Annotated in this window: 31 protein-coding genes; 7 read left to right on the top strand and 24 right to left on the bottom strand. The window is 68.0% G+C overall.

Features of this window, described 5'->3' with window-relative positions:
• Nucleotides 1-341: 341 nt before the first annotated feature.
• Together ACZ4NB_RS17455 and ACZ4NB_RS17450 are read right to left on the bottom strand one after the other, a co-directional pair.
• Nucleotides 342-755: an NUDIX hydrolase gene (locus ACZ4NB_RS17455; protein WP_467662380.1), complete on the bottom strand. Its 414-nt coding sequence runs from the start codon at nucleotides 753-755 to the stop codon at nucleotides 342-344.
• Nucleotides 752-1420 carry an NUDIX hydrolase gene (locus ACZ4NB_RS17450; RefSeq protein WP_467662378.1) on the bottom strand — a complete coding sequence of 223 codons (669 nt, stop codon included), beginning with the start codon at nucleotides 1418-1420 and terminating at the stop codon, nucleotides 752-754. The genes ACZ4NB_RS17455 and ACZ4NB_RS17450 overlap by 4 nt, the downstream gene beginning before the upstream one ends.
• A gap of 1223 nt (nucleotides 1421-2643) precedes the next feature.
• On the opposite strand from ACZ4NB_RS17450, the gene ACZ4NB_RS17445 reads away from it, so the two are divergent.
• The 6 genes from ACZ4NB_RS17445 (at nucleotide 2644) to ACZ4NB_RS17420 (ending at nucleotide 7311) form a co-directional block, all read left to right on the top strand.
• Complete coding sequence (locus tag ACZ4NB_RS17445; protein ID WP_467662376.1) at nucleotides 2644-3153, top strand: nucleoside-diphosphate kinase; 510 nt, start codon at nucleotides 2644-2646, stop codon at nucleotides 3151-3153.
• 74 nt (nucleotides 3154-3227) lie between these two features.
• Nucleotides 3228-3527, top strand: a complete 300-nt coding sequence (locus tag ACZ4NB_RS17440; RefSeq protein ID WP_467662374.1) for a hypothetical protein — start codon at nucleotides 3228-3230, stop codon at nucleotides 3525-3527.
• A gap of 164 nt (nucleotides 3528-3691) precedes the next feature.
• Nucleotides 3692-4276: a CYTH domain-containing protein gene (locus ACZ4NB_RS17435; RefSeq protein WP_467662372.1), complete on the top strand. Its 585-nt coding sequence runs from the start codon at nucleotides 3692-3694 to the stop codon at nucleotides 4274-4276.
• Nucleotides 4277-4314: 38 nt separating this feature from the next.
• Nucleotides 4315-5082, top strand: a complete 768-nt coding sequence (locus ACZ4NB_RS17430; protein WP_467662371.1) for a hypothetical protein — start codon at nucleotides 4315-4317, stop codon at nucleotides 5080-5082.
• A complete protein-coding gene (locus ACZ4NB_RS17425) occupies nucleotides 5082-6476 on the top strand; it encodes a hypothetical protein (protein ID WP_467662369.1) in 1395 nt (464 codons plus the stop codon). The genes ACZ4NB_RS17430 and ACZ4NB_RS17425 overlap by 1 nt, the downstream gene beginning before the upstream one ends.
• Before the next feature lie 91 nt (nucleotides 6477-6567).
• Nucleotides 6568-7311 carry a class I SAM-dependent methyltransferase gene (locus ACZ4NB_RS17420; RefSeq protein WP_467662367.1) on the top strand — a complete coding sequence of 248 codons (744 nt, stop codon included), beginning with the start codon at nucleotides 6568-6570 and terminating at the stop codon, nucleotides 7309-7311.
• A gap of 71 nt (nucleotides 7312-7382) precedes the next feature.
• Here the strand turns inward: ACZ4NB_RS17420 and ACZ4NB_RS17415 are convergent, their stop codons facing one another.
• The 13 genes from ACZ4NB_RS17415 to ACZ4NB_RS17355 form a co-directional block, all read right to left on the bottom strand.
• Entirely contained in the window at nucleotides 7383-7634 is a 252-nt protein-coding gene (locus tag ACZ4NB_RS17415; RefSeq protein WP_467662366.1) for a hypothetical protein, read from the bottom strand.
• Nucleotides 7631-7900, bottom strand: a complete 270-nt coding sequence (locus tag ACZ4NB_RS17410; protein ID WP_467662364.1) for a holin — start codon at nucleotides 7898-7900, stop codon at nucleotides 7631-7633. The genes ACZ4NB_RS17415 and ACZ4NB_RS17410 overlap by 4 nt, the downstream gene beginning before the upstream one ends.
• Nucleotides 7901-7918: 18 nt before the next feature.
• Complete coding sequence (locus ACZ4NB_RS17405) at nucleotides 7919-8854, bottom strand: N-acetylmuramoyl-L-alanine amidase (RefSeq protein WP_467662362.1); 936 nt, start codon at nucleotides 8852-8854, stop codon at nucleotides 7919-7921.
• Between the two features lie 27 nt (nucleotides 8855-8881).
• On the bottom strand, nucleotides 8882-9010 hold the full coding sequence (locus ACZ4NB_RS17400) for a hypothetical protein (RefSeq protein WP_467662360.1): 129 nt from the start codon (nucleotides 9008-9010) through the stop codon (nucleotides 8882-8884).
• Entirely contained in the window at nucleotides 9001-10152 is a 1152-nt protein-coding gene (locus ACZ4NB_RS17395) for a hypothetical protein (protein ID WP_467662359.1), read from the bottom strand. The genes ACZ4NB_RS17400 and ACZ4NB_RS17395 overlap by 10 nt, the downstream gene beginning before the upstream one ends.
• Nucleotides 10153-10167: 15 nt before the next feature.
• The gene (locus ACZ4NB_RS17390) at nucleotides 10168-11175 is read right to left on the bottom strand and encodes a hypothetical protein (RefSeq protein ID WP_467662357.1); all 1008 of its coding nucleotides are present in this window, start codon (nucleotides 11173-11175) and stop codon (nucleotides 10168-10170) included.
• Nucleotides 11176-11202: 27 nt separating this feature from the next.
• Nucleotides 11203-12105 carry a phage distal tail protein gene (locus ACZ4NB_RS17385; RefSeq protein WP_467662356.1) on the bottom strand — a complete coding sequence of 301 codons (903 nt, stop codon included), beginning with the start codon at nucleotides 12103-12105 and terminating at the stop codon, nucleotides 11203-11205.
• A 6-nt stretch (nucleotides 12106-12111) separates the two neighbouring features.
• Nucleotides 12112-14655 (bottom strand): phage tail protein, encoded by a 2544-nt coding sequence (locus tag ACZ4NB_RS17380; RefSeq protein ID WP_467662354.1) that lies wholly within the window; start codon nucleotides 14653-14655, stop codon nucleotides 12112-12114.
• A gap of 9 nt (nucleotides 14656-14664) precedes the next feature.
• Entirely contained in the window at nucleotides 14665-15099 is a 435-nt protein-coding gene (locus tag ACZ4NB_RS17375; protein ID WP_467662352.1) for a hypothetical protein, read from the bottom strand.
• Nucleotides 15051-15383, bottom strand: coding sequence for a phage tail assembly protein (locus ACZ4NB_RS17370; RefSeq protein ID WP_467662350.1), 333 nt, complete (start codon nucleotides 15381-15383; stop codon nucleotides 15051-15053). The genes ACZ4NB_RS17375 and ACZ4NB_RS17370 overlap by 49 nt, the downstream gene beginning before the upstream one ends.
• A gap of 110 nt (nucleotides 15384-15493) precedes the next feature.
• Nucleotides 15494-16066: a phage tail tube protein gene (locus ACZ4NB_RS17365; RefSeq protein ID WP_467662348.1), complete on the bottom strand. Its 573-nt coding sequence runs from the start codon at nucleotides 16064-16066 to the stop codon at nucleotides 15494-15496.
• A 78-nt stretch (nucleotides 16067-16144) separates the two neighbouring features.
• Nucleotides 16145-17164, bottom strand: a complete 1020-nt coding sequence (locus ACZ4NB_RS17360) for a Cfr10I/Bse634I family restriction endonuclease (protein WP_467662346.1) — start codon at nucleotides 17162-17164, stop codon at nucleotides 16145-16147.
• Entirely contained in the window at nucleotides 17130-17387 is a 258-nt protein-coding gene (locus tag ACZ4NB_RS17355) for a helix-turn-helix domain-containing protein (RefSeq protein ID WP_467662344.1), read from the bottom strand. Before ACZ4NB_RS17355 ends, ACZ4NB_RS17360 begins: the two co-directional genes overlap by 35 nt.
• Before the next feature lie 147 nt (nucleotides 17388-17534).
• Here ACZ4NB_RS17355 and ACZ4NB_RS17350 point away from each other — a divergent pair, with 147 nt between their 5' ends.
• Complete coding sequence (locus ACZ4NB_RS17350) at nucleotides 17535-18773, top strand: DNA cytosine methyltransferase (protein ID WP_467662342.1); 1239 nt, start codon at nucleotides 17535-17537, stop codon at nucleotides 18771-18773.
• A 20-nt stretch (nucleotides 18774-18793) separates the two neighbouring features.
• On the opposite strand, the gene ACZ4NB_RS17345 is transcribed toward ACZ4NB_RS17350, so the two are convergent.
• The 9 genes from ACZ4NB_RS17345 to ACZ4NB_RS17305 all read right to left on the bottom strand — a co-directional run bounded on the left by ACZ4NB_RS17345 (nucleotide 18794) and on the right by ACZ4NB_RS17305 (nucleotide 25221).
• Nucleotides 18794-19177: a phage tail termination protein gene (locus ACZ4NB_RS17345; RefSeq protein ID WP_467662341.1), complete on the bottom strand. Its 384-nt coding sequence runs from the start codon at nucleotides 19175-19177 to the stop codon at nucleotides 18794-18796.
• A gap of 29 nt (nucleotides 19178-19206) precedes the next feature.
• The gene (locus tag ACZ4NB_RS17340) at nucleotides 19207-19509 is read right to left on the bottom strand and encodes a DUF5403 family protein (protein WP_467662339.1); all 303 of its coding nucleotides are present in this window, start codon (nucleotides 19507-19509) and stop codon (nucleotides 19207-19209) included.
• A gap of 19 nt (nucleotides 19510-19528) precedes the next feature.
• Complete coding sequence (locus ACZ4NB_RS17335) at nucleotides 19529-19864, bottom strand: phage head completion protein (RefSeq protein WP_467662337.1); 336 nt, start codon at nucleotides 19862-19864, stop codon at nucleotides 19529-19531.
• Nucleotides 19861-20310: a Gp19/Gp15/Gp42 family protein gene (locus tag ACZ4NB_RS17330; RefSeq protein ID WP_467662335.1), complete on the bottom strand. Its 450-nt coding sequence runs from the start codon at nucleotides 20308-20310 to the stop codon at nucleotides 19861-19863. Before ACZ4NB_RS17330 ends, ACZ4NB_RS17335 begins: the two co-directional genes overlap by 4 nt.
• A complete protein-coding gene (locus ACZ4NB_RS17325) occupies nucleotides 20288-21280 on the bottom strand; it encodes a glycosyltransferase family 4 protein (protein ID WP_467662333.1) in 993 nt (330 codons plus the stop codon). The genes ACZ4NB_RS17330 and ACZ4NB_RS17325 overlap by 23 nt, the downstream gene beginning before the upstream one ends.
• A 14-nt stretch (nucleotides 21281-21294) precedes the next feature.
• Nucleotides 21295-22227 (bottom strand): phage major capsid protein, encoded by a 933-nt coding sequence (locus tag ACZ4NB_RS17320; protein WP_467662331.1) that lies wholly within the window; start codon nucleotides 22225-22227, stop codon nucleotides 21295-21297.
• A gap of 13 nt (nucleotides 22228-22240) precedes the next feature.
• On the bottom strand, nucleotides 22241-22813 hold the full coding sequence (locus ACZ4NB_RS17315) for a hypothetical protein (RefSeq protein WP_467662329.1): 573 nt from the start codon (nucleotides 22811-22813) through the stop codon (nucleotides 22241-22243).
• 123 nt (nucleotides 22814-22936) lie between these two features.
• Nucleotides 22937-23842 (bottom strand): VG15 protein, encoded by a 906-nt coding sequence (locus tag ACZ4NB_RS17310; protein ID WP_467662327.1) that lies wholly within the window; start codon nucleotides 23840-23842, stop codon nucleotides 22937-22939.
• Nucleotides 23839-25221, bottom strand: a complete 1383-nt coding sequence (locus tag ACZ4NB_RS17305) for a phage portal protein (RefSeq protein WP_467662325.1) — start codon at nucleotides 25219-25221, stop codon at nucleotides 23839-23841. Before ACZ4NB_RS17305 ends, ACZ4NB_RS17310 begins: the two co-directional genes overlap by 4 nt.
• Nucleotides 25222-25235 lie beyond the last annotated feature (14 nt).

Below are 25235 nucleotides of genomic sequence, written 5' to 3'. Positions count from 1 at the left end.
GCGGTGGGAGCGCCGCGATGCCGCCCGGCTTAGCCCGTCGCCCCTCGGCGGTGCGGGCGCGGTACGCCTTGGCCTGGCAGGCGCGAGAGCAGTAAACGGCCGGGCGACCGGTGCGGGCTCGTGGCGGTAACGGTCCATCGCACACGGCGCACGTCGAGCTGTTCAGGCGGCTCACGGCTCCCCCCTCGTTTCGTCACGCGTGACGCTACGCAGCTCGTGCGGGGGACCGCCTCATCGGGCGAGGGCTCGTGATGAAACCGCAGCTCGTCGAGCACGGGCCATGAGCAGCGCCGCCCGCCGCACTCGACCAAGTGCACTGCGGGCGGCACAAGTTGGCCGCGCTACTTGGTCAGCACCTCATCGAGGTACTCCTGAACCGGCTCGTACAGGCCATAGGGCACGTACTCAGGGATCTCGGAGTGGGCGCACCACGCGAGTTCGGCGAGTTCCTCGGTGTCCGCCACGTAGGCGGTTCCGGACACGACGTCGCACGCCGTGTACGACATGAGCCGCTGCGTCTTCGGGTGTACGCGCTCACCGAGGAGCTTGACCGCGGAAACCGTCAGACCGGTCTCCTCGCCCGTCTCGCGGACGGCCGCCTCCTCAGCTGACTCCCCCTGCTCGATCTCCCCCGCGGGGAACTGCCACGAGAGCTGCCCTTCCTTCACTCGTCGCCGCACCATCAGGACCCGCCCTTCGTGGACGACGATCGCGGCCGAGATACCCGGGCGCTCTTCGGCGGTCTGCTCCGTCATGGGTGCTCCTCCAAGGCTGCCAAGATCGGTGGAAAGATCTTATTGGCGGGGATGAAGCGGGTCACCGCGTTTCTCGGCGCCCACATCACGTCCACGTTCTCAACTACGTCGCTGTTCTTGGCCTCGCCGGCCAGGTACTCGCAGAGGAAGTATTCGCACTGCACGCCGGTGACGGGGTGGATGCGGCTGCCGAGGCTCTGCCGGACAGCGCAGTGCACCCCTGTCTCGTCCAAGGTCTCGCGAACGGTGGCGGTCTCCGGCCGTACGCCCGGCTTGATCACTCCCGCCGGAAACTGCCACGTGATCCCGGACGAGTCGTCATCGCGGCGGCAGACCATCAAGACTTGGTCCTCACGGACGACGACGGCGATCGCGACCCGAAGCGCCTGGGGCTCGGGACCTCCGTCCGCCGAGCCCGGTCCGCCCCTGTCTCCGCCCACCGCTAGCAGCGCGAACCGCTTGCGTACCGTCGGCGCCGCCTTCTCGTACACCTCGTCGAGTAGCTGCTGCATCTCCGCGCGGGGCACGACGTCAGGGTCGGCGTGCCAGGTGGCGACGGTGCGAAGCGCGATGCCAAGGTGGTTGGCGAAGGCCTCGTTGGTCATGCGAAGCGCCGCCTGGAGCGTGCACGCGTAGCGACCGCTCCAGACGTCGATCACTTCCATTCAGTGCCTCCGCTGCTTCGTCGTCGGTGCCATGCATGGTCAATGCATCGCCGCTGCACGCTTGTTGCACTGTCCGTTCATGGTGACGCGTCCGCCGGACCAGTTGACTTACGTACATGCAGTCCACGGCTATCTCCGGCATCTTCCATCCCAGGTACGGGACTTGGTGCGCTCTCACCCCCTGGAGCAGGGGGGAGCACACCGAACTCGCGAAAATGCTAGTCCAGATCCCTTGGAAGATCAGCGCGTTCGGAGCCCGGACCGAGGACGCACACGGCCACACCTCCCTTTCCGGTCTCGTCACGCGAGAGGCCGCGAGGGTGGCGGCCAAAGATCGCCGTCCGGGGCGAGACAGGTTGCTCCCCTCCGCTCCGGACGGTACGGCGGCTCGCTCCTCCTCCCACGCCTGGGGCGGGCCGCCACCCGCCGCACCGGATCGCTGGAGGCCCAAGGATGGACATCGCAGCACGACGCCGGAAACGCACCGCCCTCGCCGTCGCTCAACGTCGAGTCACCGTAGAGGTCGCTGCCGGCTGGTCGTTGCCCGAGTGGCTGACGATCGGCGCACTCGTGACCGACTCCAAGACAGACCGCAGGGGCGAGGTACAACCCTGGCCCTACTACTCCGACTGCGCGCCCACGATGGCCTGGCTGAGACCAGTGGGGGGGCGGACGGGAGTGGATGGCGAAGGTCTCAGACCTCCACCCGGCCGAAGGCAAGGGTGGGACGTGAAGCCTCTCCAGCTGTGGGAGCGATTCGAGTGGGCCACTGGCAACTGCTTCCGCTGCGACCGGCTCGGCGTGGAGGTCGCGGTAATCGGGTCCATCACCGCGAAGAGCGTCGAGGTGGAGATCCACGCCTGCCGGGCGTGCGTGTTCCACCTGGAGCAACTGCACTGGACGCTCGTGATGCGGCAGCACGACGGAACTTCCGGCACCAGGGTCGAGACCCGGTCCGACCCCGCACCTTCCCCTGACGCCGGGGCCGGACCGGTCATGAGCGCCGTCCGTGCCGAACCGCGTTCCCCGCATCGAGCCGACTGGGCCACGCTGGCACTTCGACGCTGTCCACGTTGGCCAGGAAGAGCCGCACGGTCACCCGGACGCCACCGCCAGCAGTAGCCCAACTACCAGGAACAGCAGCCCTTCCAGCGCAGGTAACCTCAGTCATTGACGCGCTGAACGTCCGTCATATCGCTTGCCTGAACGCTGAAAGGGAACCGATGGCCCAGGATCAGGAACACACGGTGGAGCGCACTCTTGTACTCCTCAAGCCCGACGCGGTGGTTCGCGGCTTCGCCGGGAAGATCATCACACGGTTCGAGGACGCGGCGCTGAAGATCGTCGGCGTCAAGATGAAGCAGATGGACGCGGAGTTCACTCGGCGCCACTACTTCGACCTTGAGGAACGACTCGGGGCCGAGGTCTACAACACCACCGCCACCTTCATGCAGCAGGGCCCCGTCATCGCGCTCGCGCTGGAGGGCTACGACGCGGTGGCGACCGTCCGGAAGATCGTCGGCAGCACCTTCCCCAATGAGGCGCCCGCCGGCACGGTGCGGGGGGACTTCTCCCACTACAGCAAGGCCGCCAGCGTGGTAACGGGCAAGGCCGCGGCGAACCTGGTGCACGCCTCCGGCAACAAGGCGGAGGCCGACCAGGAGGTAGAGCTCTGGTTCGACAAGGACGAGCTGCACGACTACCGCACGCTCGCGGAGATCTTCACCTACTGAGCGGGGTCGACGTCACCTATGGGACGTCGGCGCGTTGATCACTACTGGGGCACCACCGTAAGAGAGAGGGCACCATGACCAACCAGACCCGCGTGGCCTCCGTTGGCGAGCTGGAGACCAGCTTCCAGCGGGAACTGGCGACGGACCGTTGGGCGGCTGCTGAGACCTCCTACGCACTCGCGGTACGTAACCGCGACGCCGGCGACTGGGAGCAGTCCCGCGAGTGGGTGAAGCAGTGCCTGCGGCTGCTGGAGGGCTTCCCGAGCGAGACGGAGGAGCAGGTCGCCACCGCGCGCGTAGCGGTGGGCGGCGTCACGCTTCCCAACTACCTGCACGAGGGTGTCGTGCGTGACCGCTTCGGCGAGATCGCCTGACGCTTCCTCATCTGGGACGCACCAGGGCGGTGCGGTTCACGCGGCACGCTGACCGCACCGCCCGGTTTCTGAACATCATCAAATAACCGCATCTGAACCAACCGAGGCCCCACCTCACCTGGTTCGGCCGGATCAGTCATGCCCAAATGGAGGGGGAGAGACCGTTGGCCATTGAGATCGAGATGCGCGCCCGTTTCGACGTGGACGCCCATGACCAGCTCATCTCGCGCCTGGAGCGCGATGCCGAAGACCTCGGCTGTGACGACAAGCGCATCTATTTCTACGTGCTGCCCGACAAGCTGCTGAAGGTCACCGACAATACCGCCGCCGGCTCGGCGAAGATCACGCTGAAGACCAGCAAGATCGGCCAGGGCGCCGCCTTCCCGGAGACCGAGATCGCCATCGCTCGCGAGGACGTCCCGGCGGCCGTGCGCGTCTTCAACGCTCTCGGCTTCGAGGCGGAGATGCACGAGGCGTTCAACCAGCGCCGCAACTTCCGCTTCCGTGGGATCGAGATCGCCGTGAAGTGGAGCGAGGCATGGGGCCACCACGCCGAGTTCGAGGTGCTACTCGACGACGCGGCGAGCGTGGCCGCGCAGGAAGAGGCCGGCGCCCGCATCCGCACGGTTGCCGAGGAACTGGGGGTGACGCTGATGAGTGAGCGGGAGCTCGCCGACTTCACCGCCGCCTTCGAGGCCGCAGAGCGTGACCGCAAGGCCAGCGCGGCACAGGCCGCGCCCACCAGCTGAGTCATCCGCCGTCGTAGACCACCAAGGGGGTGGGCCCGATGAGCACGACCCCGCCGGCCAACAATCTGGTCGAGCTGGCTGCACGCAAGCAGCTACCGCACCACCAGTACACCGACCACGCCACGGTGCGCTGGATCGAGTCGAACCGCCCGGAGTTCTCCGACGACTCGTCCCCGCGACTCCGGCCCACCTCCCAGCGCCTGCTCTACCGGTCCGCCATCCCTGCGGATTGGATGGCCGAGTCCAAGGTCAGCGACTCTCTGCACGGTATCCGCCACGGGATGCGCACCGCCGCCCTGGCGGCGCTGCTCGCCGAGGCAACGGGCCTCGACGAGGACGACACGGCCACGCTGATCTTGGCGGCCGCAGTGCACGACTGCCGCCGTCTCCACGACAAGGACGACCAGGGGCACGGCTCTCGCGCGGCGCTCTGGCTCACCGATAGCGCGAACGCCGTCTGGGGCCACTTCCACCTCGCCCCGACGCCGAGACTCATAGACAAGGCGGCCACAGCGGTCCGCCTGCACGACCTTCCGTATGCCGACTTCACATCCGACGACCAGTCGGACCACTCCCGCGCCGAGCAGATCAGCGACCTCCTCAAGGCGGCTGACGCGCTCGATCGATACCGGCTGCCGAAGCTGAGCTGGTGGCCGAACCCAGTCCACATCCGTACGGACGTGTTCGACCAACTGCGCGCGACCGCGTTCGACCTGGTCGTGTGGTCCGAAGCCGCTCACTTGGCAGGGCTGGACAGCGCGGACGCCGTCTTCAAAGCCCTGGAACAACGGGAGTTGATCAGCTGATGGACTTCCTCGACGCCTACCAGCAGTGGGCCGACGCCCACGCGTTCTTCGACACCACCCTGATACCCAGCCCCCGCGAGGGCGCCGATCCGCTCGTCGAGCAGGCGGCGGCGTGGGAGACCCGGCTCGCGGAGGGCACTCCCAATGGGCATCTACTCCGCCGCAACGCGCTCTTCAACACCCTCAGTGGCGACGGAAAGTTACACCTGCTGCACGTCACTCACGCGCTGGAGCGGATCAGCGAGCACGGCATCCTCTACCCCTCCGGCGGGTGCTTGGTCGGCAGCATCTATTGCGCCCCGCTCACCCCGACGGACAGCGGCTTCCGTATGCACAACCTCGCCTCCTACGTGCTCAACAAGGAGGCCCCCGCCTTCGTCGCGAAGGTCGGCGAGCCGGACCGCGTACCCACTCCGTTGATCTTCGAGGTCAATCTTCCGCCCCAGGCGTACCGAGGTCTCGCCGGCGTGGACTACCTGCGCCTGGGCTCGATCCACCTGCAGATCTACAGCCGTCTCGAATACCTGCTGTCCAAGGCCGAGCGGCATCAGCTGCGCGAGACAGTCGTCAGTCGCGCCAAGAACTCCACGGCCTTCCTCGCGCTCGCGGCGGCCATCGCCTACCAGGGCGCCACCGTGCGCCCCGAGTCCTTCCTGCACCTGCTGGACGAGACGATTCCCCGGCTGCCGATCCTGGGGTACGTGTACTTCGAGGCGCTGGCGGAGTACCTGATGCTGCACTCGACGACCTCACAGACCAGGGAACGGGCCGAACTCGGAGAGTTCAACAACTGGCTCTACAAGGAGATGCTGTTCGCGTCCTTCCCGCACATGGCCGGCAAGTTCGACCTCGCGAAGTTCCGGCCCTCGCCGAGCAGGCTGGACGCGCTGCTCGCACGGGTCGATTCCAGCGTTGACCCGGTGCACGCCCGCGCCTACCTCACCGCACGGATCAGCTACCTCGTCGCGGCCCGGTTGTTCACCCCTGGGCAGATCCCGGAAGCCTGGCATCACACCCGCTGGGAATTCGACGGCCTCGCGGCCCAACTCGGTCCGCTTCTTGGGCACTTGATCCACCGAGAACTGCGTACCTTCGGCCGCTACCCCGACTTCTATTTCTACTTCGACCAGCACAAAGCTCTTCAGGCGTGGAACTACTGGAACCACATGGACATCATCGCTCCCTTCAACGGCACCATTCCGAAGGGCGAGATCGGCATCAATCCCGCATACCCCGATTTGGAGTACCGAGTATGGCGAGCCGAGCAGGATGACGCGGGCCGCCTCCACCCGGCTGAACACTTGGAGCTGACCATCGCTCCGCGCCTGGTGGATATCAAGTACACCCTCATGCGCAACAACAAATGGGCGGAACCTACGGTCGCCGCCGTGTGAATTGACGAAGAGCGGAACCGCCCAAGAGAACGTCCCCAGTGTGGAAGTCGGCCACCGAGTGATGGCCCCGATTCGTGAGGAACCCGTGCTGATGAACCACCTCGATACGGCGAGCCCCTCCATCGACTACCTCGGCGAGCAGATCGCCGCGCTCCTTGAGGAGCCCACGACCACCCACGGACTCGCCCGCACGCTGCGCGCCGCCGCCAAGGAGATCGAACTCAACCGGTACCACCGTGCCAGCCAGAAGGCATGGCCCAACGGAAGGATCGACGAGGCGCCGACGAAGGTGCAGATAGGCGGCGGCGCCCACCGCGTTGACGGCTTCTACAACATCGACGCCGTACCGCCGGCTGACCTCCTGTGGGATGTGCGGGAGGGCATCCCCCTGCACGACGCAACCGTGCAACTCCTGTTCTCCGAACACTTCCTGGAGCACATCGACTACCCACGGTCGGCCAAGCTCTACGCCCGAGAGGCCCACCGGGTACTGGCCCCCGGCGGCCAGCTCGTCACTGGCGTGCCGGACGCTGGCTATGTCCTCAATCAGTACCCCGCTGGCCCCGAGCGAGCGACCCAGATGATCGAGCGGTGGTACGCCAACCGGAACTGCCGCGAGGACATCAACACCTTCCTCGACCTGATCAACTACGTCTTCCGCGACCAGGACGACGACCCGACGTACAACCCCCACTACTGGGCCTACGACCACGACAAGTTGGTCCAGCTGTTCACGGAGGCGGGGTTCGGCACGGTGGAGCCGTGGACCTTCGACCCGACCTTGGCCAATCCGAAGCGACAGTGGGCGAGCGTGTACGTCATCGCCACGAAGTGATCGTGACAATAGCCCCCAATAGCGCTAGAAGCCCCGCCCACGGCTTGTTGCCGTGGGCGGGGCGCGGTGCGTTACGGGTTGCCGATCTGCCATGCGGTGACGAGGACGGCCGCGACGGCGGCGAGTGCCGCGATGGTGGGCCAGGGCCATCGGTTGGATTCGAGGCGGCGGATGCGTTCCTCGTGGTCGTCGAGCTGATCGTTGATGGTGGCGATACCGTCCAACTTGCCTTCGATGCGGCTGACGCTTTCGCGGAGTCCGCGCAGCTCGCCGTACATCTCGGCGGCCGTGATGGTGACGATCGGTGCGGGCTCGTCGGTCACGGGTTGAGTTCCCCGCTGATGGTCTTCGCGCCGCCGTTGGCGGTCTCCGTGATGCCGGGGCCGTCGCTTCCGGTGCCGCCGGTCGCGACGGAGGTGACCACGGAGAGGACGGCGGCGATGCCGGCGAGGGTGAGCGCGCGCCCCCACGGGAGGGCAAGCACGTCGGTGGCATCGAGCCCGAGGGCTGCGAGGAGGGTCTGAGCGAAGGTTCGTACGGCGCGCTCGACGGTGGCGAGCCAGAACGGCGGAGTGAGGAGCGCGGCCATGAGGTGGGGGTCTCCTGTTCAGTCGATGACGGCGAAGACGTGGCGGCGGGCGAGCTTCGTGAGGGTGGTACGGCCGGGGATGCCGTCGGCGGCGGGGCCGGAGTACCCGCATCGGCGCTGCCACGCGGCGTAGGCGGCGATGGTCTTGGTGCCGTATGAGCCGTCGACCCACTCGCGTTCCAACAGGCCCTCCGCGGCAAGGGCGTTCTCGACGGCGAGGACTCCCTTGCGGTAGCTGGTCTGTCCCTGGGGTGCGCTCGGGTCCTCGCCGGCGGCGGCACGGACGCGGGAGAGGCTGACGAGCGGGCCGACGGGGAGGGTCTGGGTGTGCGTGCCGTCGTCGCCGGTCGGCTTGGCGCCGAGTCGCTTGGCGATGCGGGCGCGCATGTCGGTCATGGCGAAGCCCTTGGGGTCGATCTTGGTGTTCGTCCATTCCTTGTGGCCGATCACGGACTTCGCGGTCCACTTGTGGGCGCGGCAGATCGCGGCCGATACGCGCTCGATGGCGGCGAGTTGGGCATCCGGCCACGGGTCCTTGCCGTCTCCGCGGTTGACGCACTCGAAGCCGTAGAACGCGCTGTTCCCGTCGGTGTTGTTCTTGTGCGGGCGGGGCGGTGTGGTGTCGTAGTCCTCGGCGACCACGGCGGCCCGTACGTTGTCATCCCCGGTGCCGGCGTGGTTGGCGCGGCCGTTGCCGACGAGGTGGACGCAGCCGTCCTTGTCGATGACGCCGTGACACAGCGGTCCGGGGAGGTCGGTGTATCCGTCGTAGCACAGGCGGACGGACGAGTCCGTCCCGCTGGTCACGGTGTGGTGGATCACGACGCCGTGGACCGGACCCCAAGCACCCTTGTGGTTTCGGTTGTGCTCGCGCCATCCGGGGTGTTCGACGACGGTGACGCCCTCGGCGCGCAGGGCCTTGACGAGGGCGTCGGCGGACAGGGGCTTTGCCATGGTGCGGACCTTCCTTACTGGGTTGGGTCACTGCTCGCCGGCTGCGTCGGCGGTGGCCTCGTCGTCGGGTGGGGCCGGCAGACGTCCGCGCAGTTCGCGTACGTCTTCTTCGAGGCGGCGGATGCGGTCGAGGAGATCGGGCGGGATCACGGCCACAGGGCGGCGCTCCCCTCGTCGTCGTTGTTGCCGACGCCGGATGTGGGGGCGGCGTCGAGGATGAGCGAGGCGGTTTCCGGCTGTCCGCGTTCGGGGGCGCGGAGGTTGTAGCCGACGACGCGGTATCGGCCGGTGAATCCGGCGGGGGTCCATACGTCGGCGATGCGGAGCCGGATGGTGGCGCCGAGGATCGCGGGCGTGACCTGTGCGGCTTCGAGATTGACGGTGATTTCGGGGATGGTCTTGCGGTACCATGCCTCGCGCAGGTCCGCCGTGGCGTGCTCGTCGAGCGTCGCCTTGTCCTTCACGGTCGTGTAATCGGACGTGCCGTCAAGCCGGGGCCATCCCTCGTCGAGGGCGCCGGGTACGTAGAGGGCGGCGGAAATGAGCGGCCGGTTGCCGCTCGTCGAGGTGGCGCCGCGCGAGCGCCAGTGGGTGGCGCGGGTGGTGGCGTCGTGGGCGAAGCTGTACGACATCACGGCGCCGGGGAAGTCGAGCACGGTTTCCGCCGGCCCCCGGCTCACGGTGATACGCGGGTGTCCGAGTTCGAGTTCCTTGACCCGCTCGCCGCCGCTGTCGCGGTAGCAGCGGATGCGCCACTCGAAGCCGTTGTCAGTGGTGGCAAGCTTGTCGAGGGTGTCGCGGATCTTGGGCAGGTCGTACCGGCTGTACTTCCTCGTTCGCTTCACACCAGAGGTGGCGGACCCGTCGAGGCGGATGCCGATGTCCCCGCCGTCCGTGGACTGCGCGAAGTCCATCAGGCGGCGTGCGATCTCGAATTGGTCCACGCCGCTCGCGTTCAGGTCGGCGGTCAACAGCCGGTGGTCTAGGTAGCTCTCGAAGGTGGCGGCTTGGATCTGCGCGCCTGCCGGGGCGCCGCGCGTGGTCGAGGTGGGGGTGTAGGTCCACACGATGCCGCCCCACCAGATGGCGCGGTCGCGTTCGATCCATACGGCGGTGCGTCCGGGGATCACGGCGTCGGTGATGCGCGCGGCGGTGGCGCGGTCCGGTGCGGTGAGCGAGCCGGAGAACGTGCCGGTCTTGCCTATGTAGTCCTCGATGCTCGCGCCAGAGACGGGGAACGCGTCGCGGACCTGATCGGTCCGGAGATCGCAGAAGAGGGCTCGGTATGCGGTTGTCACGTACGCCCCCGGTGGTCAGAGCGGGTACATGAGGCCGCTGAGGCTGACCCACGGCGGATTCGCCCCCGTGCGGCCGACGAGGCGTGCGGTGCCGTCCGAACGAAAGTCGATCTTCATCGTCAGCTGGTTACGGGCGACCGCGGAGCACGCGGCGGGGACCGTACGGATTCCGCTGGTGGGACGGGCCGTTGTGGGGAGGGCCGATGCGAGGAACCGGCCGTCTCGGCGCGGCTCGCCGCCGCTGTACGAGACGTTCATGCCGCCGCGCCACTGGACGAAGCGGGTGCCGATGAGCTCGATGACGCGGTATCGAACGTCCCCGTTGCTGTTGCCGTTGTGGCCGTAGCCGGACGCGAGGGACACTTTGGTCCACGGGACGAGTTCGGCGGCCATGCCGACCCATGCGGCGCCGCTGTATCGCTGGAGTCCGGTGCCGTTGTCGCGGTATTGCGCGCGGTGGGCGCCAGCCACGCCGTAGGGGGCGATGCCGCCGACGGCGGCGGTGTAGCGGCGTACGTCGGTGGTGGCGGCGGGGAAGTCGATGCCGCCCGTTCCGGCCGAGACCCGTGCGGCCACGGCCACCCGGTACAGCGCGAGTGCGCCCGCCGGGGTGGGCGGTGGTGCGGGGGCCGCGCCGGGGGTGCCAGGGACGATCTCGACGGCGGCGCGGACTTCGCCGGAATCGTCGTGTGCGGCGTCGTACACCCGCAACACCACGAGGTCGACGCGCGGGTTCGCCGGGTCTCCGTCGGCGAACGTCAGCGTCTCCGGGGCGGTGACCGCCACGGGGTAGGCGCCTTGGATGTCGGTGCCCTGCACCACGGCGCGGCCCACGCCGAGGGTGGCGGTCATGGGGCCGGTGGCGTCCAGTGAGAACGGGTCGCCGCCGGGGATGACGCCGGGTTGGGTGGTGAGCTCGGCGGCGGGGGTCATGGTGCCGAGCGGGGTCATTCGGGAGTCGTTGCGGGTCTGTCCGCCCGCGAGGTCCCCGCGGTTGGTCAGCCATGCCGCTCGTACCGTCATCGGCGGTTCCTCCTCTGTGTGTTGGGGTCACCACCAGGCGGAGCGCCATAGGACGGTGAGGGCGCCGGCGTCGTTGAACTCCTCGGCGCGGAAGGTGAGCAGCGATTCGCCGGGCGGCAGGGTGAACGCCTGCTCGGGGGTGCTGCGCGGGGTCGCGGTGTAGAGGCGCGGGGCGGTGTCATTGAGCGTGACGGTGCCCTCGCGGGTGTCGATGACGAGCCGGTCGGTGGCGGCCAAGGTCAGGTCGTACTCAAGGACGGCGCCGGTCGCCTGATTCGTGACCGCGGGCCTGATGGCGGGGCCGGTGATGGCGAGGACGGGGTAGGTGTCGGCATCCCCGGCGTTGTTGATGATCACCGCGCCGGGGGCGCCGTCCGCGCCGTAGTCGAGGTCCCATTCCAGACCTGGCGGGGTCTCTGCGGGGTGCCAGTCGAGGCCGGGTTCCGGGACGGGCAGGCCGGTGCGGGCGACTTGCTCAGTGACCTCGTAGCGGCGCGGGTCCGCGCACGTGAATTCGACGGCGCCGGACGGCTTGCCCCATGTGTAGTCGCGGTTCGCGGGCAGGGTGCGGCGGGTGACCCGCGCCCACATCAGGCGTCGGGCACCGGCGAGTTGGATGACGAGCGGGGTTTCCTCTTGCCGTACGGCGGTCGCCCGCCGCAGCGTGTCGAGCACGGTCGGCAGTCCGGCCGCGCCACGGGCGTCGTGGATGAGGTAGTCGAAGGTGAGCACCCGCACCCCGGCGAGCAGCCAGCCGGGCCACGCGCCGTGGGACGCGGGCATGGGGACAGACGCGTCGTCGAGGTCGGGGAGGTCGTCCCACCCGGTGAGCTGGCGTCCGTGGACGGGGGTGCCCTCGCCCATCAGGTACGTGCCGAACTGGATCTGTCCGTCCTCGGTGACGAGGACTTCGGCGGGTCCGGAGCGCACGAGGGCTTACCCCCTTCCTTTGGCGAGCCAGGCGAGTTCGCGGGCGATACCGGCCGGGCTCTGCTGTTCCTCAGCGATGAACGTGCCGATCGAGACCATCGGCCCGCCCCGTGTGGGCTCGGCGGTGGACAGCGCGGCTCGGTCGCTCTCGACCTGGGCGGCGAGGGTGGGCCGGTAGGCGGCTACCTCCCCGGTGATGGCGCTCAGTCGGGCGCGCAGGTCGGGGACGGCGGCGTCGATGCCGTCGAGGAATCCGGCCATTACGAGCCGTCCGGCCGGGCGCAGGATGGCGGCGTCCCGCTTCGGCGGCCCCTTCAGGTCGGGCAACATGTCCGTGAGTCCGCCGAGCTTGTCCTTGATGCTGCCGAACATGGACGTGATGCCGTTCAGGAAGCCGCGCAGCAGGGCTTTACCGGCGTTGACCAGGACCTTTCCGAGGTCGCCGAGGGCGGACTTGGCTCGGCCAGGCAGGCTTGCGAACCATGCCTTGATCTCCGGCCACTTCTCTCGCAGCCCGTTTCCGAAACGGATCAGGGCTTGGACTGCGGCCGTACGCAGTTTGGGGCCGAACTCGGCGAGGGCGTCCCAGGCGCGGCCGGGGAGTCCGGCGAGCCACCGCACGACGGCCACTATGCCGTTGGCCGCCCACTTGCCGAGGCTCGTGAACAGCGTGCGGAAGTGCCGTCCGATGCCGGACAGGAGTTCCTTGGCCGCCGACCATGCCCCGGAGAAATCGCCGCGTAGAAGGTTGGTGATGATCTTCAGGGCGGGGACGAGGATGTTCGTCACTGCGGAAGCGAGGACGGTGGCGAAGATCGACGCGAGTTTGCCGACAAGCGCGATGATCGGCGTCAGGATCGGCAGTAGCGCGGAGAGCACGCCGCCGATCAGCTCGCCGAGTGCGGCCAGCAACGGGGCCACCGCGACCAGGAGTTGGCCGAGTGCCTGGCCGATTTGCGCGAGGGCCGGAGCGAGCGCGGAAATGATCTGCGTCGCGATGGTGACCAGGATTGGCGCGAGCCGCGCGACCAGGGCGAGGAACGGCGCGAGCAGCGCTGGAAGTTGGGCGAGGATCGGCCGCAGGGCGGTGCCGAGCGCGGTGACCAACTGGCCGATGACAGGGCCGATCGAGGCGAGCACGGGCGCCAGGGCGCCCGCGAGCATGGCGACGATCTCGGCGGCGATGGGCACGAGCTCGGCGAACACCCCGGCCAGTGCCGAGACCACCGGGGCGAGTCCGGTACCGAGCGCGGTGACCAGCGTCTCCAGCGCGGGACCGATGGTCGCGAACGCCTGCTGAAGCGGTCCGGCGAGGGCACTGACCAGCGACGAGAGCAGCGGGAGCGCGGCGCGCAGAGCGGCACCGAGTACCCCGGAGATGACCTGTCCGGCGGCGGCCAGGGTCTCGAAGAGACTGCGGAACGCCTCTTGCGCCTGGGCGGTGCCGGTGACCTCGGCAAGGGTCTTGGAGACGCTGTTGAGGACGCCGAGGAATCCGGCGCCCGCGTCGGCGGCGGGGCCGAAGATGTTGCCGACGGCCGTGCCGAGATTTCCGAGGGTTGAGAAGAGTTGGCCGACGAGGGTGACCGCGCGTTCGATGGCGCGCTGTAGTCCGCCGGACTCGAACGCCTTGCTGAGCTTGTCGGAGAGGCTTTGCGCGGCCCCGCCCGCCCCGGCCGTGAGCTTGGCGAAGCTCGGGCCGGCCGCCGCCGCGATCTGGCCGAGTCCCTTGACGACGAGCGCGGGAACCCCGGCGAGGTTGCGCAGCCCGGTGTTCGCCGAGCCCATCGCCTGGCCGAGGGTGCCGGAGTCCGCGAGGTCGACCGCCGCGTCCGCGACGCCCTTGCCCATGGCGTTGAGCGCGCCCGCGGTGTCGGTGAGCTGCGTACGCAGCACCGGGAGCACCGACGAGCCGAGCCGCGACATGCTGCCCGCGAGCCCGTCGAAGAGCGACTGTTGGACCGAGGAGCGCAGGCCGTCCCACGCGGGCTTGAGGTTCTGTACCTCGCCCACGAACGCGCGGGCGGACGGGGCGAGCTTGGCGAGGGCGTCGGCGTCGCCCTTGAGGGCGTCCGCCACCCCGGCCGTGCCGATCTTGATGGCGGCGTTGGCCGAGGCGACCGCGAGCAGTCCGGTGACCGCGACCGCGGCGGCCGGTGCCATCTGGGCGAGCCCGCCCACCAGGCCGGCGACGTTCGGCACGGCGGTGAGCGCGGCGGTGCGGACGTTGCCGATGGCACGGACGACGGAGCCGAGCCCGCCGCCCGCGCCGCCGCTGTCGCGGCCGAGTCCGGCGAGGGAGGCACGCAGTCCGTCGAGTCCGTCACGGTCGGCGTCCACCCGGACGTGGATGGTCTCGTCCCGCAGAGCGGCGAGGCGGGTCTGTACGTCGGTGGTGAAGCCGGACAGGTCGGCATCGACGTGCACGGACAGACGCAGCGAGGCTTGGATACGGTCCAGTGCGCGCCGCAGGTCGGCGGCGAAGCGGGACGTATCCGGGACGACGCGGACGCTTACGCGGTCCGTCTCGCGCCCTCCGGGACTGGCCATAGGGAGGGGTCACCTCCTTATGACCGCCCCCTCTCGGGAGGCGCCGAATCGTTGGGCCAGGTCGGCGACCGTGGCCGGGCGGTGCTCTCGGGTGGCGGGGCGCGGAAAGCGCTTGAGTCGGCGGACGCGCTTACGCGAGTTGGCCTGTGCGGTGATCCACGCGGCTTCCCCCACGGCGTCGATGACGGACGCGAGCAGGTGGGCGGAGACGGTCCACCCGCGGTGTTGCGGACCGCCGCGGACCGCGGCGGCGAAGGCGGATTCGTCGGGTAGTTCCTCTACGAGGGCGAGCAGCAGACGCGGCGCCACCGTCCGGCTTCCGTACATGGCTTCGGCGAGGTCGAGCCGGTAGAAGCGGTGGAAGTCGGAGAGCAGCGCCGCGCCGTAGCTGTCGATCAGCTCGCAGAGGGCGAGGCTTCCCCCGGCGAGACCGCCTGTGCCCACTGCTCGAAGAGCACGGCCGCCGTGGCGAGGTCACCGCCGATGGCGGCGAGCAGCTGCCGCCCCTGGTCCGGGGTCTTGGCGGCGATCTTGAGGGCTTCGGTGATGGCGTCGGTGTCGCCGGCTGCGGCAAGCTGCTCGATGTCGCCGAGTAGAGAGCGGTCGTCGGCGCTCATACGGAGCGGGGACCGGAGCGTGACAGTGCCGCCGTCCGGTAGGGCGATGTCGAAGTCTCCGTAACGCTGCTCGGCGGCGCGGCGGATGTCGTCGAGGGTGACGCGGGACATGGGTGCGGACCTCCCAATTCATGCGGACGCAGGCGTGGTTGGGTAGGGAAGGCCGGGTGATGCGGCGGTCCGCAGTGCTCCGCAGCACCCGGTGACAAGGGGCGCCGGGGTTATGAGCCCGGCGGGACGGAGAGCGGGAACATGGGGCTGATCTGCTGGGACCAGTCCTGTCCGGACATTCCGAGCACGGTGGCCCGCACCGGGAGTCCTGCGAGGGCTTCGGGGTCGAACTCGATGTCATCGGCGCGGGCGATGGACACGCGAGGGAAGTGGAAGAACATGCCGTTGCCGCCGTCCTTGACCAGGACGAACAGCGCGCCTTCGAGCTCTTCGGGGATGTTCGGGACCTGGAACACCTTGCGTCCGCCCACGTCCACGGTGGTGCCGTTGGCGCCCCAGAAGGCTCGGTAAGCGGCCTCGTCCCACTGCTGAAGTGCGAACGTCACCGTCTCCACTCGTGGGGAGGTGACGTTCCGAAGTGTCTTGTTCTGCCAGGTGCCGAGGGTTTCCGTCTCGCCGCCCTCGGAGGTGATGCCGAACGGGTCGTCGAGGCTGGTGTGTCCGAGGTCGGCCCACGGAGCGGCGGGGTTGGCCACGTCGTCGGGAATGGGCTGACCGGTGGTCGGGGCAAAGTAGTAGTGGCCTACGGCTGGATTGAGTACGGCGTTGTCGTCGAGCGGCACGTTCTTCCTCCTTCGATGGGCGGGCATGAAAAAAGCCCTGCCGCCTGGGCAGGGCTTTAAGAAGAGGTTCGTATGTGGCTATGCAGGCACGAGGGCCATGCGCTCATTCAGGAATGAAAACATCCGCTTGACCAGATCCCCGGCATTCGGCGGCTGATACAGCTCGCGCACCGCACGGTGAACATCAGGATCATTTTTAGCTACGGCATAGAGAGAAGCCGCAGTATAGGTAACTTTCGCATTGGTCCCCGCACTCTCCAGCGTATGCACCTCAAATTCAACCTTCGGGGCTCCGAGGTGTCCTTCAAGGAGCAATTGCATGACATTTGCCTCATAGAGAGGCTGGTACAGCCGGTCGCTACGAAGGCTACTTTTGAAGGCAATGGCCAGGATGATTTCCCCGGCACTTATACGTCCCTCAACATACCGGGGAGCACTAGCAAGGATCGATTGCGATGGTCGCGTCAGATCCGGAAGCGGGGTTCTCCACAGGTCATCATCGCGCAACTCTTCAGGGAGCACCACTACCGCAAGATCTGGGGTAGATGTAGGCAGCCCGAAGCCCTTCCCATCCAGACCCTTCCTGAGTTTATTGATCTCATTGCGGGCACCGGGTTCGAGCAATCGAACCCAGTCATATTCGCGTGGAAGGTTCAGGATCGCAACTTGCCGGGCCGGAGATGGCTTAACAGTCGGCCGCGCATACTTCGGCTTCGAAAGCCATGCATCGCCCACCATGAACCTATTCCACCAAGCAGCAGCATTCCACAGCACGGCGGAGGAAATTACTTCGTAAACATCCCCAGCCACTTTCGATTTCGCATTGCCCTCGACCTTGAAGTCGACACCATAGAGGAGGTCACCCTCCTTTAATGCATTTTCGAGCGGGCGATCAATGAGTTCACGATAAGGCATTCCATTGATTCCAGGCTCAGCAAACCCGGGAATGAAATTAGGGAAAGTGTAGGCCAGCATGTTCTGCTGCGCGAGCCTGAAAGTTGTCTTCCTCCCCCGTACGGGGGCATCCCGCAAGTCCGTGATGCACAGGTCCTCTTTAGCCAGCTTATTCGTCTCGATCTGGCTGAACGTGAACGACACCTGCACCCTCCTCGGCGCGCCTAAGCAACTCAGACAGTGGGACATCGAGGGCGTCAGCCAACCGCATGAGCGTCTGTAGCGCAGGGTTACGACGCCCGCGCTCAAGGCCGCTCACGTACGTACGGTCAAGTCCCGACTCGACAGACAGGCGCTCCTGAGACCATCCCAGCTCCATGCGTGCAGCCCTGACGGCAAGTCCGAAGGGCAACCGCAAGTCGAGCATGATGATCACCGTAGAGGGGGTGTGGCATCATTGACCACGGACTATAAGTCAACGGCATATAAGTCACATTCGCCGGTGATCCGACGCTGCTGTCCCCCGCTGTCACACCCGTCAGCTATGGTCTCGACTGAAACGAAAGGTGGTTCCATGTCTCTAAACCGGGCAGTCTCGCTGTTCTCGGGGTGCGGCGGGTTCTGTGAGGGGGTACGTCTGGCAGGATTCTCCGTCAAAGCCGCCGTCGAGCTCGACCGGTTTGCCGCAGAGACTTATCGCCACAACTTTCCAGAGGTCCCCCTATTCGAAGGGGACGTACACGATTTCCTCAACCCTTCATCCTCCGTCTGGGAGGGCGAAAAGGATAGATTCGCCGAGGTAGCCCCTGGGAAGGTAGACCTCCTCTTCGGCGGCCCTCCCTGCCAGGGGTACAGCCAGATCGGTACGCGAATTCTCGACGATCCACGAAACGAACTCTACGCCCAGTACGTTCGCATCCTGAAGCACCTCAAGCCCAAGGTCTTCCTGATGGAGAATGTCCCTAACATGCTCCTTCTCGCCAAGGGGCGGTTTAAGCGCGAGGTTCTGGCCGCCTTTGCCGAGGCAGGTTACTCAAACTGTGGCGTCGCCGTCGTAGCCGCAAGCGACTTCGGAGTCCCCCAGCTACGCCGAAGGGCAATTTTCTTCGGTGTGCGGGATGGTGAAGACCTCGGCATGGATGCTGAGACATTCCTAAATGCCGCTCTTGAGAAAGAGAAGCTAGCCGAGACGACTGTTCATCAAGCAATCCGGGACACTCCGGAAACAACCGCAATTCATTACGAGCCCGTGAAGTATCCCCGTTCGCGAGCTCAGAGCCCCGTGCTTGATGAAATGCGGCTCGACCGTGATGGCAAATGGTACTCAGCAAAGTACAAGCTGGAGAAGGCCGGTGGCAGGTCCATCCTTCACAATCACCACACGAAGGAGATCCAGCAGCGCCGGAAGGAACTGATTGCCCTGCTCAAGCCAGGAGCCAAGGCAGACTCCCTGCCAAAGGAGATCTGGAATGGTGCCCGCCCTGAAAAGTGGCGACGCCTGCACCCCGACAAGCCTGCGTACACCATCCTCGCCCAGATGCACAGAGACCTGTCGGAATGGGTACATCCTGAGTTTGAGCGATGGATCACTGTACGGGAAGCCGCACGCCTCCAGTCTTTCCACGACGGATTCGTGTTTCAGACCAGCGAGTGGCAGATGCTGAAGCAGATCGGGAATGCGGTTCCTCCGCTGCTGGCACGCGCTTTGGCATCTGCGGCTGAAAGGGCACTTCAGCACCTTGAGGCTCCGGGAACAAAAGAGCTCGACTTGGGTATTCCGGTACAGCAAACCCTGATGCTCACCTCTGCCTGACCCAGAGATCAGTTGCTGCTTCAGGTCCTTGCAGGACGGATAGTGAGTTCGTAGGTGGCCTGGTAGCGGTACACGCCATCGGGCGCCCGCTCGTCGGGCAGTAGCGCGGGCGCGGCGCGCTCGTCGAGGAAGCCGATGGACCCCACGCCGTTGACCACGGCCTGAGAACGCCAGGCGGTGACCAGGGCGGTACGGGCGGCTTCGGCGAGGTCCTCCGCCGCGCGGTCCGACTCGGCCCACGTCTGGACATCGACGACCGAGCGGGCCAGAAAGCGCATGTCCACCGCGGACCCGCCGATGGGGCGGGCGAGGACGAACGGCAGCGGCATCGGCTCGGGGAGGAGCGTGCCCACCGTCGCCCCCGTGAGGGCGGGGCGGAGCACGCCGACGAGGAGATCCGTCACCGAGGGCAGCATCCGGGCGGGCAACGGCGTCAACCCCCTCGTGCGGCGCGGGTCATGACGTAGAGCCCTTGCATGGGGCCGACGGTCTGCCCGTTGCCGTTGGTGTAGGCGCCGCGGCCGAACTCGATGGACAGCGCGGCGACATCGACGAGGGACACCACCACGTCGGTACGGCCGCGTTTGACCTCGATACGGGCGATGCCCTCGGCTCGGTGGGCGGCGAGGTTGGAGCGGGCCGCCGCGGCAATGCGGTTCCCTCGCTCCCGTACGGCCGCTTTCACCGTCGGCATACGGGCGAGCCGGCGTCCAAGGCTTCGGTTGGCGCTCGCCATCACCCACCCCCTTCGCCGGTCACGTTGTGGTGGTGCGGGCGCGGATGAGGGCATCGACGTGCCGTGTGGCGGGTGATCCGTTGTAGCGGCGAGGTTCGCCGATCACGTCCCATGTCCGGCCGCCCCATTCGACGCGCGCCCACGGGCCGAGGGGCGCGTCTCGTGCGATCACGCGGTACGTGGTCTCTGTGGCCTGTCCGGTTACGGCCGGCTCGTCGGTGTCTTCCGGCTGGACGCGGCACCGCACCACGACGGGCACCGCTGAGGGGTGCCATACGGCGTTCCCTCGGTCGTCGGTGCTCTGTTCCTGCGGGTAGACGGTGATGGTCTCGTTTCCGTTGTCGAGCAGGCTCACGGCGGCCACCATTCGCGGTCGAGCGGCAGGTAGGGGCCGGTGCCGCGTGGGTAGCGGACCAGGTGGCGGGGGTCGTGGCGTAGCGGGTCGAGGTAGGGCACGGCGGTGAACGCGCCGCGCGAGACGCCGAGGAGCGCCCATTCTTCGTCGAGGATGGTGAGGAAGCCGGCCGCCGCGCGGGTGTCGAGGGTGTAGGCGTAGTTCCCGTCCGTCTCGGAGCGGTAGCCGCCGGGGTTGCGGAGGACGCGGACGACGGCGGCGGCTTCGACGGAGACGACGAGCGCGCGGTAGTGCTCGCTCGCGCTGACGCGTTCGTCGAGGTCGGGGATGCGGGCGCGGATGCGCTGTTCGGCGTCGTCGAGGAGCACTGCGGCAAGACGCCGCTCGTCCTCGTCGAGGTCGCGGCCGACGCGTGCGGCGACATCATCGACGGTTGCGTATGCCACGGCCTCGCCCTTCCCCTTCGAGTCGTTCGATGGCGGACACCCACGCGTCGAGTTCGGGGCGCGGGTCGAGTTCGGCGACGCGATCGCGGGCGGCGGCCGACGCGGCGGCCCACCGGTCCGGGACCGTGAGCGAGCGAATGGCCGACTCCCACGCGTCGAGGTTGGAACGGTCGGCGAAGGTTCCCGCCCATGAGACGGATTCGATGAGGCCGGGGGTGGGGTTGGCGATGACGGGGATGCCCGAGCACATGGCTTCGATGGCGGCCATGCCGTACGACTCGTACACGCTCGGCATGAGTAGCACCCGCGTGCGCGCCCACACGTCCCGCCGCATCTCGCTCGTGTGCGGGATGATCTCGACGTTCGGCACATCGTGGCGGATCACTTGCTCGCCGTGCCCGCCGATCACCCCGGCGAACTTGATGTCCGGCATCCGCTCGGCGAGCTCGTAAAGGATCTCTCCGCCCTTGTGGGCGTTGAGGTTGACCAGCGTCACCAACTCGCCGGGGGTGGTGGTGTGTTCGGCGGCGTGAATCGGCGGGTGCACGACGATGCCGGGCACGTTGAAGCGGGCCAACTCGCGTTCTATCCACAGGGTGTTGAAAACCGCGAGTGTCGGCCTCTTGTGGAGCCAAATGCGCGTGTGCTGCATGTCGTTGTGGATCAACTGCACCACCGGAACCCCGCGTGTGCGGCCGTACTGCGTGGCGTGCGGGGTCTCCTGGTGGTGGGTGACCAGCGCCGAGGGGTCGAGCTTGTCGAGGAGTTCGGGGACCGTGCCGAGCGGTCCGGCGCGGTGGACGGTGACGCCCTGGTGGACGTAGGCCGCGTCCCCTTCCTCTTGGCTGGTGGTGACCACGTGGGCTTCGTGGCCGGCGTCGACGAGCGCCCGCAACATCGTGTGGAGCATCGTTTCCGACCCGGCGTTGTGGAACGGCACGTACCAGTGGACGAGGGCGACAACGCGCACTTGCGCCCCCTTCCTCAAGAGCGGGCGGGCGCGTCCTCGTAGGCCGCGAACGCCTCAAGGTCACCGATGGCCCACCCGAAAATGATCTCCGCGCGGAGGGCCACCAAGTTGTTTTCGAAGAGGGACACGAGCTGTCCGCCGAGGGTGACGGCGGCGAGGTTCGTGACGTCGAGGCGGAGATCCTTGACGATGCCGACGCGCAGCTGATTCCAGTCACCGCCGATCGCGCGGACGAGGGTGTCCGCGTTGGCGCCGATCTTGCCGGAGACCGCGCGGCCGTAGCGTACCGGCAGGCCCATCACGGTCATCGTCGAGTCGGACAGGTCCGGTCCCGCCGCCTGGAACAGCGGGCGGCCGAAGCTGTCATACGCGTTCACGGCGCGGGCGCGGAACCGGGGGTCGGCGGCGAAGCCGGTGAAGTCGTGCCCGGCGTCCACGACGAGTTCGTACCCGTCGCCGATGTCCTTGGCCATTCCGCCCTCGTCCGGCAGCGCCGTGCCGAGGGTGACGCGGTTGTCGGTCGCGTTGAGGAACTGGCCTTCCACGCCGGAGAGTTCGGCGCCAGTGGTAGCGGCGCGGCCGTGCAGGACGGCCAGGTCCACCGCACGGGCGATGGCGAACGACAGGTCCCCCTGAATCTGCGAGTACAGCCCGGCTATGTCGGCTTCCATGAACTCTTCGGAGACGGTCACGATGGTCGCGAACTTGCGCGGGGTGACCACCTTCATCTCATAGCGGTACTCGCTGCCCGGCTTCTGCTCGGACTCGCCGACCGGTCCGGCCTCGGGGCGCTGCGTGATGACAGGGATGTTGGTCTGCCCGTAGCTGAGCGGCATGGTGTTCGCCATGCCGAGAATGAGGCTCTGTTCCTGCGCCTTCTCGAAGATCGGGGCGATGACTTCGACGGGAAGCTGACCGATGTCAGCGAGAACGCCGGGGGACGGCATGGGCGGTACTCCTCTATCTGTTCAGGGAGTCGCGGACGTAGGACGCGAAGGCGTCGGCCGGCGACGAGGGGGCGGAGGTGCCGCGTCCCTGGGTGGGGTCGGGAAGCGGGCGGCGGGGGCCGGTGACCTTGGCGGCGATGCGCTCGGCGCGCTCCATGACCTCGGCTTCCGAGGAGCCGGTCAGGAACTCGAAGAGGTCTTCCGGGATGTCGTGGGCTCGGGCGGCCCGCTCGCGCCACAGGTCCGCTTCGAGGCGCGTGCGCTCGGCTACCGCTTCCTCGTACTTCGCGCTCAGGTCCTGGGCGCGGGCTTCGAGGTCGGGGTAGCGGGTGGCGAGGTCGGTGTTGCGCTTGGCGCGCTTTTCCCACTCGCGGGAACGGCGCTTCCACGCCGCGAGGTCGTCGCCGTCGGCATCGTTGTCGGGGCCGTGCTCGTCCGCGGTGGTGGGCTCACCGCTCGCGGGTGGCTGGCTGTCCCGTGTGGTGGCCGGTGCGGTGCCGCTCGGCGGGGTCGTGATCAAGGTGGCGGAGTCGGTGGCGTCGGCGGGCGTGCCCGCCGCGGCCGTGGTGGCGGTGGTGTCGGTCATCGGGGTCGCTCCCTTTCCGGGGCACCCGCACGGCGCCGTTGCGGCGCGCGGCGGGGTTTCGGGCATGGCGAGCGCGCCCGGCCCCGTGGCGGGGACAGGCGCGCGGGTGGTGCGGTCGAGGGGTTACGAGGCGGCGGAAGCCGCACGGTCGGCGTCGGCCGGCCGCTGGCGCTGCTCGTCGAGATGGCGGCGCCACTCGGCGAGGGTTCCGCCGCTCTGCCGCCACCGCGCTTCGAGCTCGTCGGCTTCCTCGCGGCCCGGCCAGGCATCGGCGTTGAATACAGGGACGGCGACGCACGAACAGCCGTCGTGGTACGGCTCGTTCTCACCGTCGCGGTTCAGCGCGGCGGACGCGTTCTTGTAGACCGCGCCCCGACTGACCAGCATCAGGCAGAAAGCGCACGGCTCGGAGGAGAGGGCGCGGCGGGCGTAGCCGAGGGCTGCGGGGTCGTGGCGGGCGGCGTCCACGACTGCTTCACGGCCGGCGTCGCGGGCGTGCCGCTCGGCGACCCGTACCGCGCGCTCAGCCGTGGTGCCTGGCGGTCGCTCGCCCTCGTCGAGAGCGTCGAGCTGGGCGCGCAACGGCCGGTAGGCGGAGGCCACGGCGCGCGGCGGGTAGTTCCGGCGCGGTACCTCGGGGCTTTCGTCACGGCCGCCGTCGACCACGGTGAGCACGTCACGCGGGTCCGTTCCGTCACGTCGTGACGAATCGCGTACGGAAACCGACTCGGCCGTTCCGTCACGTGCCGAATCCCCCGCCGTGGTGGCCGGGGCTGTTGCGTCACGGCGTGACGTTTCCCCCTCGCGGGCGGGCGCGAGCTGGGCACGGCGTTGGGCGGCGTAGAACTCGGCGGTGAGCTGCCACGACTCGGCGCGTGCCCGGTAGATCGCCGGGTACGCGGCTTCGAGGAACGCGGCCCACTGCGCGTCGGTGGGGCGCCCGCGCAGCGAGCGGACCAGCGGGGCGAGTGCGGCGCGCAGCGCGGCCGTGATCGTGTTCTGACGGCGCCAGTATTCCTCCGGACTCACGCGGCTACCTCCCCACCGTCGTCGGCCCCGCCGGCTTCGGTGGCGGCGAGGTATCTGACGGCGGGGTCGGTGTCGGTCATCGCGCGCAGCCGGGCGCGGTACTGCGGGGAGTAGCCGAGCTGTTCCCACGCGGCTTCGATCGGGAGGATTCCCGTGGCCACGAGTTTCGTCACGGCGTCCGCGCGTGCGGCAACGGTCGGGGTCGCGGCATCGCGCCATACGGTTTCCATGGCGACGCTGCCGTACGGGTCCATGCCCGCGACGAGCAGCGCGAGCCGCATGACGCGTTCCCAACCGCCTCCGAAGGCACGCTGTTTCCGCTCGGCACGCTTGATCAGCCGGGCCTCACTGGACCGGATCGCGTCCGCCGACGCCGGGTTGTCAGTGGACATCCCCAGGTAATGCGGCGGGAGGCCGGTCACCGAGGCGACGAGCTTGGCGTAGAGGTTCATGACCTCCACGAAGTTCCGAAGATCAGCAGACGGGAATTGGCCGGCCTTGGCGTCCTCGTTCCCCAGCATGAGGAAGCGGCCCACATAGGCTTCCCATGCCGGGATGGGGTTGCCGTGGGCGTCCTGAAAGTCCTCTTGCCGGGCACCGAGTACGTACCGCTGCGGCACGGCCAGCATCTCTTGGGCGCCCTGAAGATTGGTCAGCGAGCGGCACGCGGCATCGGTCAGCGCCATCACGTCGCGCATCTCCGAGGTGCCCGACCGCTCGCCCGCGCGCCCGCGGTTGGTCAGCATCTCCACGAGCGGCCGACCGAGCCCGTGCACGTCCTCGCCGGTCGTGATCCACCGACCTCCGTTCTTGGCGCGCTCCAGCGAGACCGTGCGGTCCGGCAGGTAGAGACGGGCGGCGTACGGCGGCTTGACGGGGTGGTTGTCGCGCTCGTGCGGCTCGTCCTCGGGGTCGTCGGCGAGGACGCGGAGCGCGGCGGTGACCTGGCGCGTGTAGGGGTCGAAGTCGGCGGCCATGTGGCGGGCGGACTCCACCCGGATCACGGGGCCGGCTTCCTCGTCGGCGGCGGTGCCGACGGTGACGTACGCGCGGCCGTAGATCAGGGCGTCGAGGTGGGCGAGCTGGCTTTCCTCGTCGAGGTCGTTTGCCTGCCACCACTGCCACAGCCGGTCATCGGCGTCGGCCGAGCCGTCGAGCTGGAAGCCCTCCACGTCCAACCGCTCTTCGAGCGCATCAACGTACAGGGCGGGCCAGTTGACCACCGTCGAGAGCTGCCGCATCTCCGGTGGCAGAGAAAGCCCGATGGAGGCGAGCCGTACCCGCCCCTCGTAATAGCGGTCGAGGCGGGCACGGACGTTGGTGCCGCTGGTCAGCTTGCGTTCGAGCCGGGCCACCGTGGCGGCGTAGTCGTCGGCCATCGCTCCCCCTCTCC

The sequence above is a fragment of the Streptomyces sp. NPDC026575 genome, from assembly GCF_055567415.1.
This window is presented reverse-complemented; position numbering and strand designations above follow the sequence as displayed.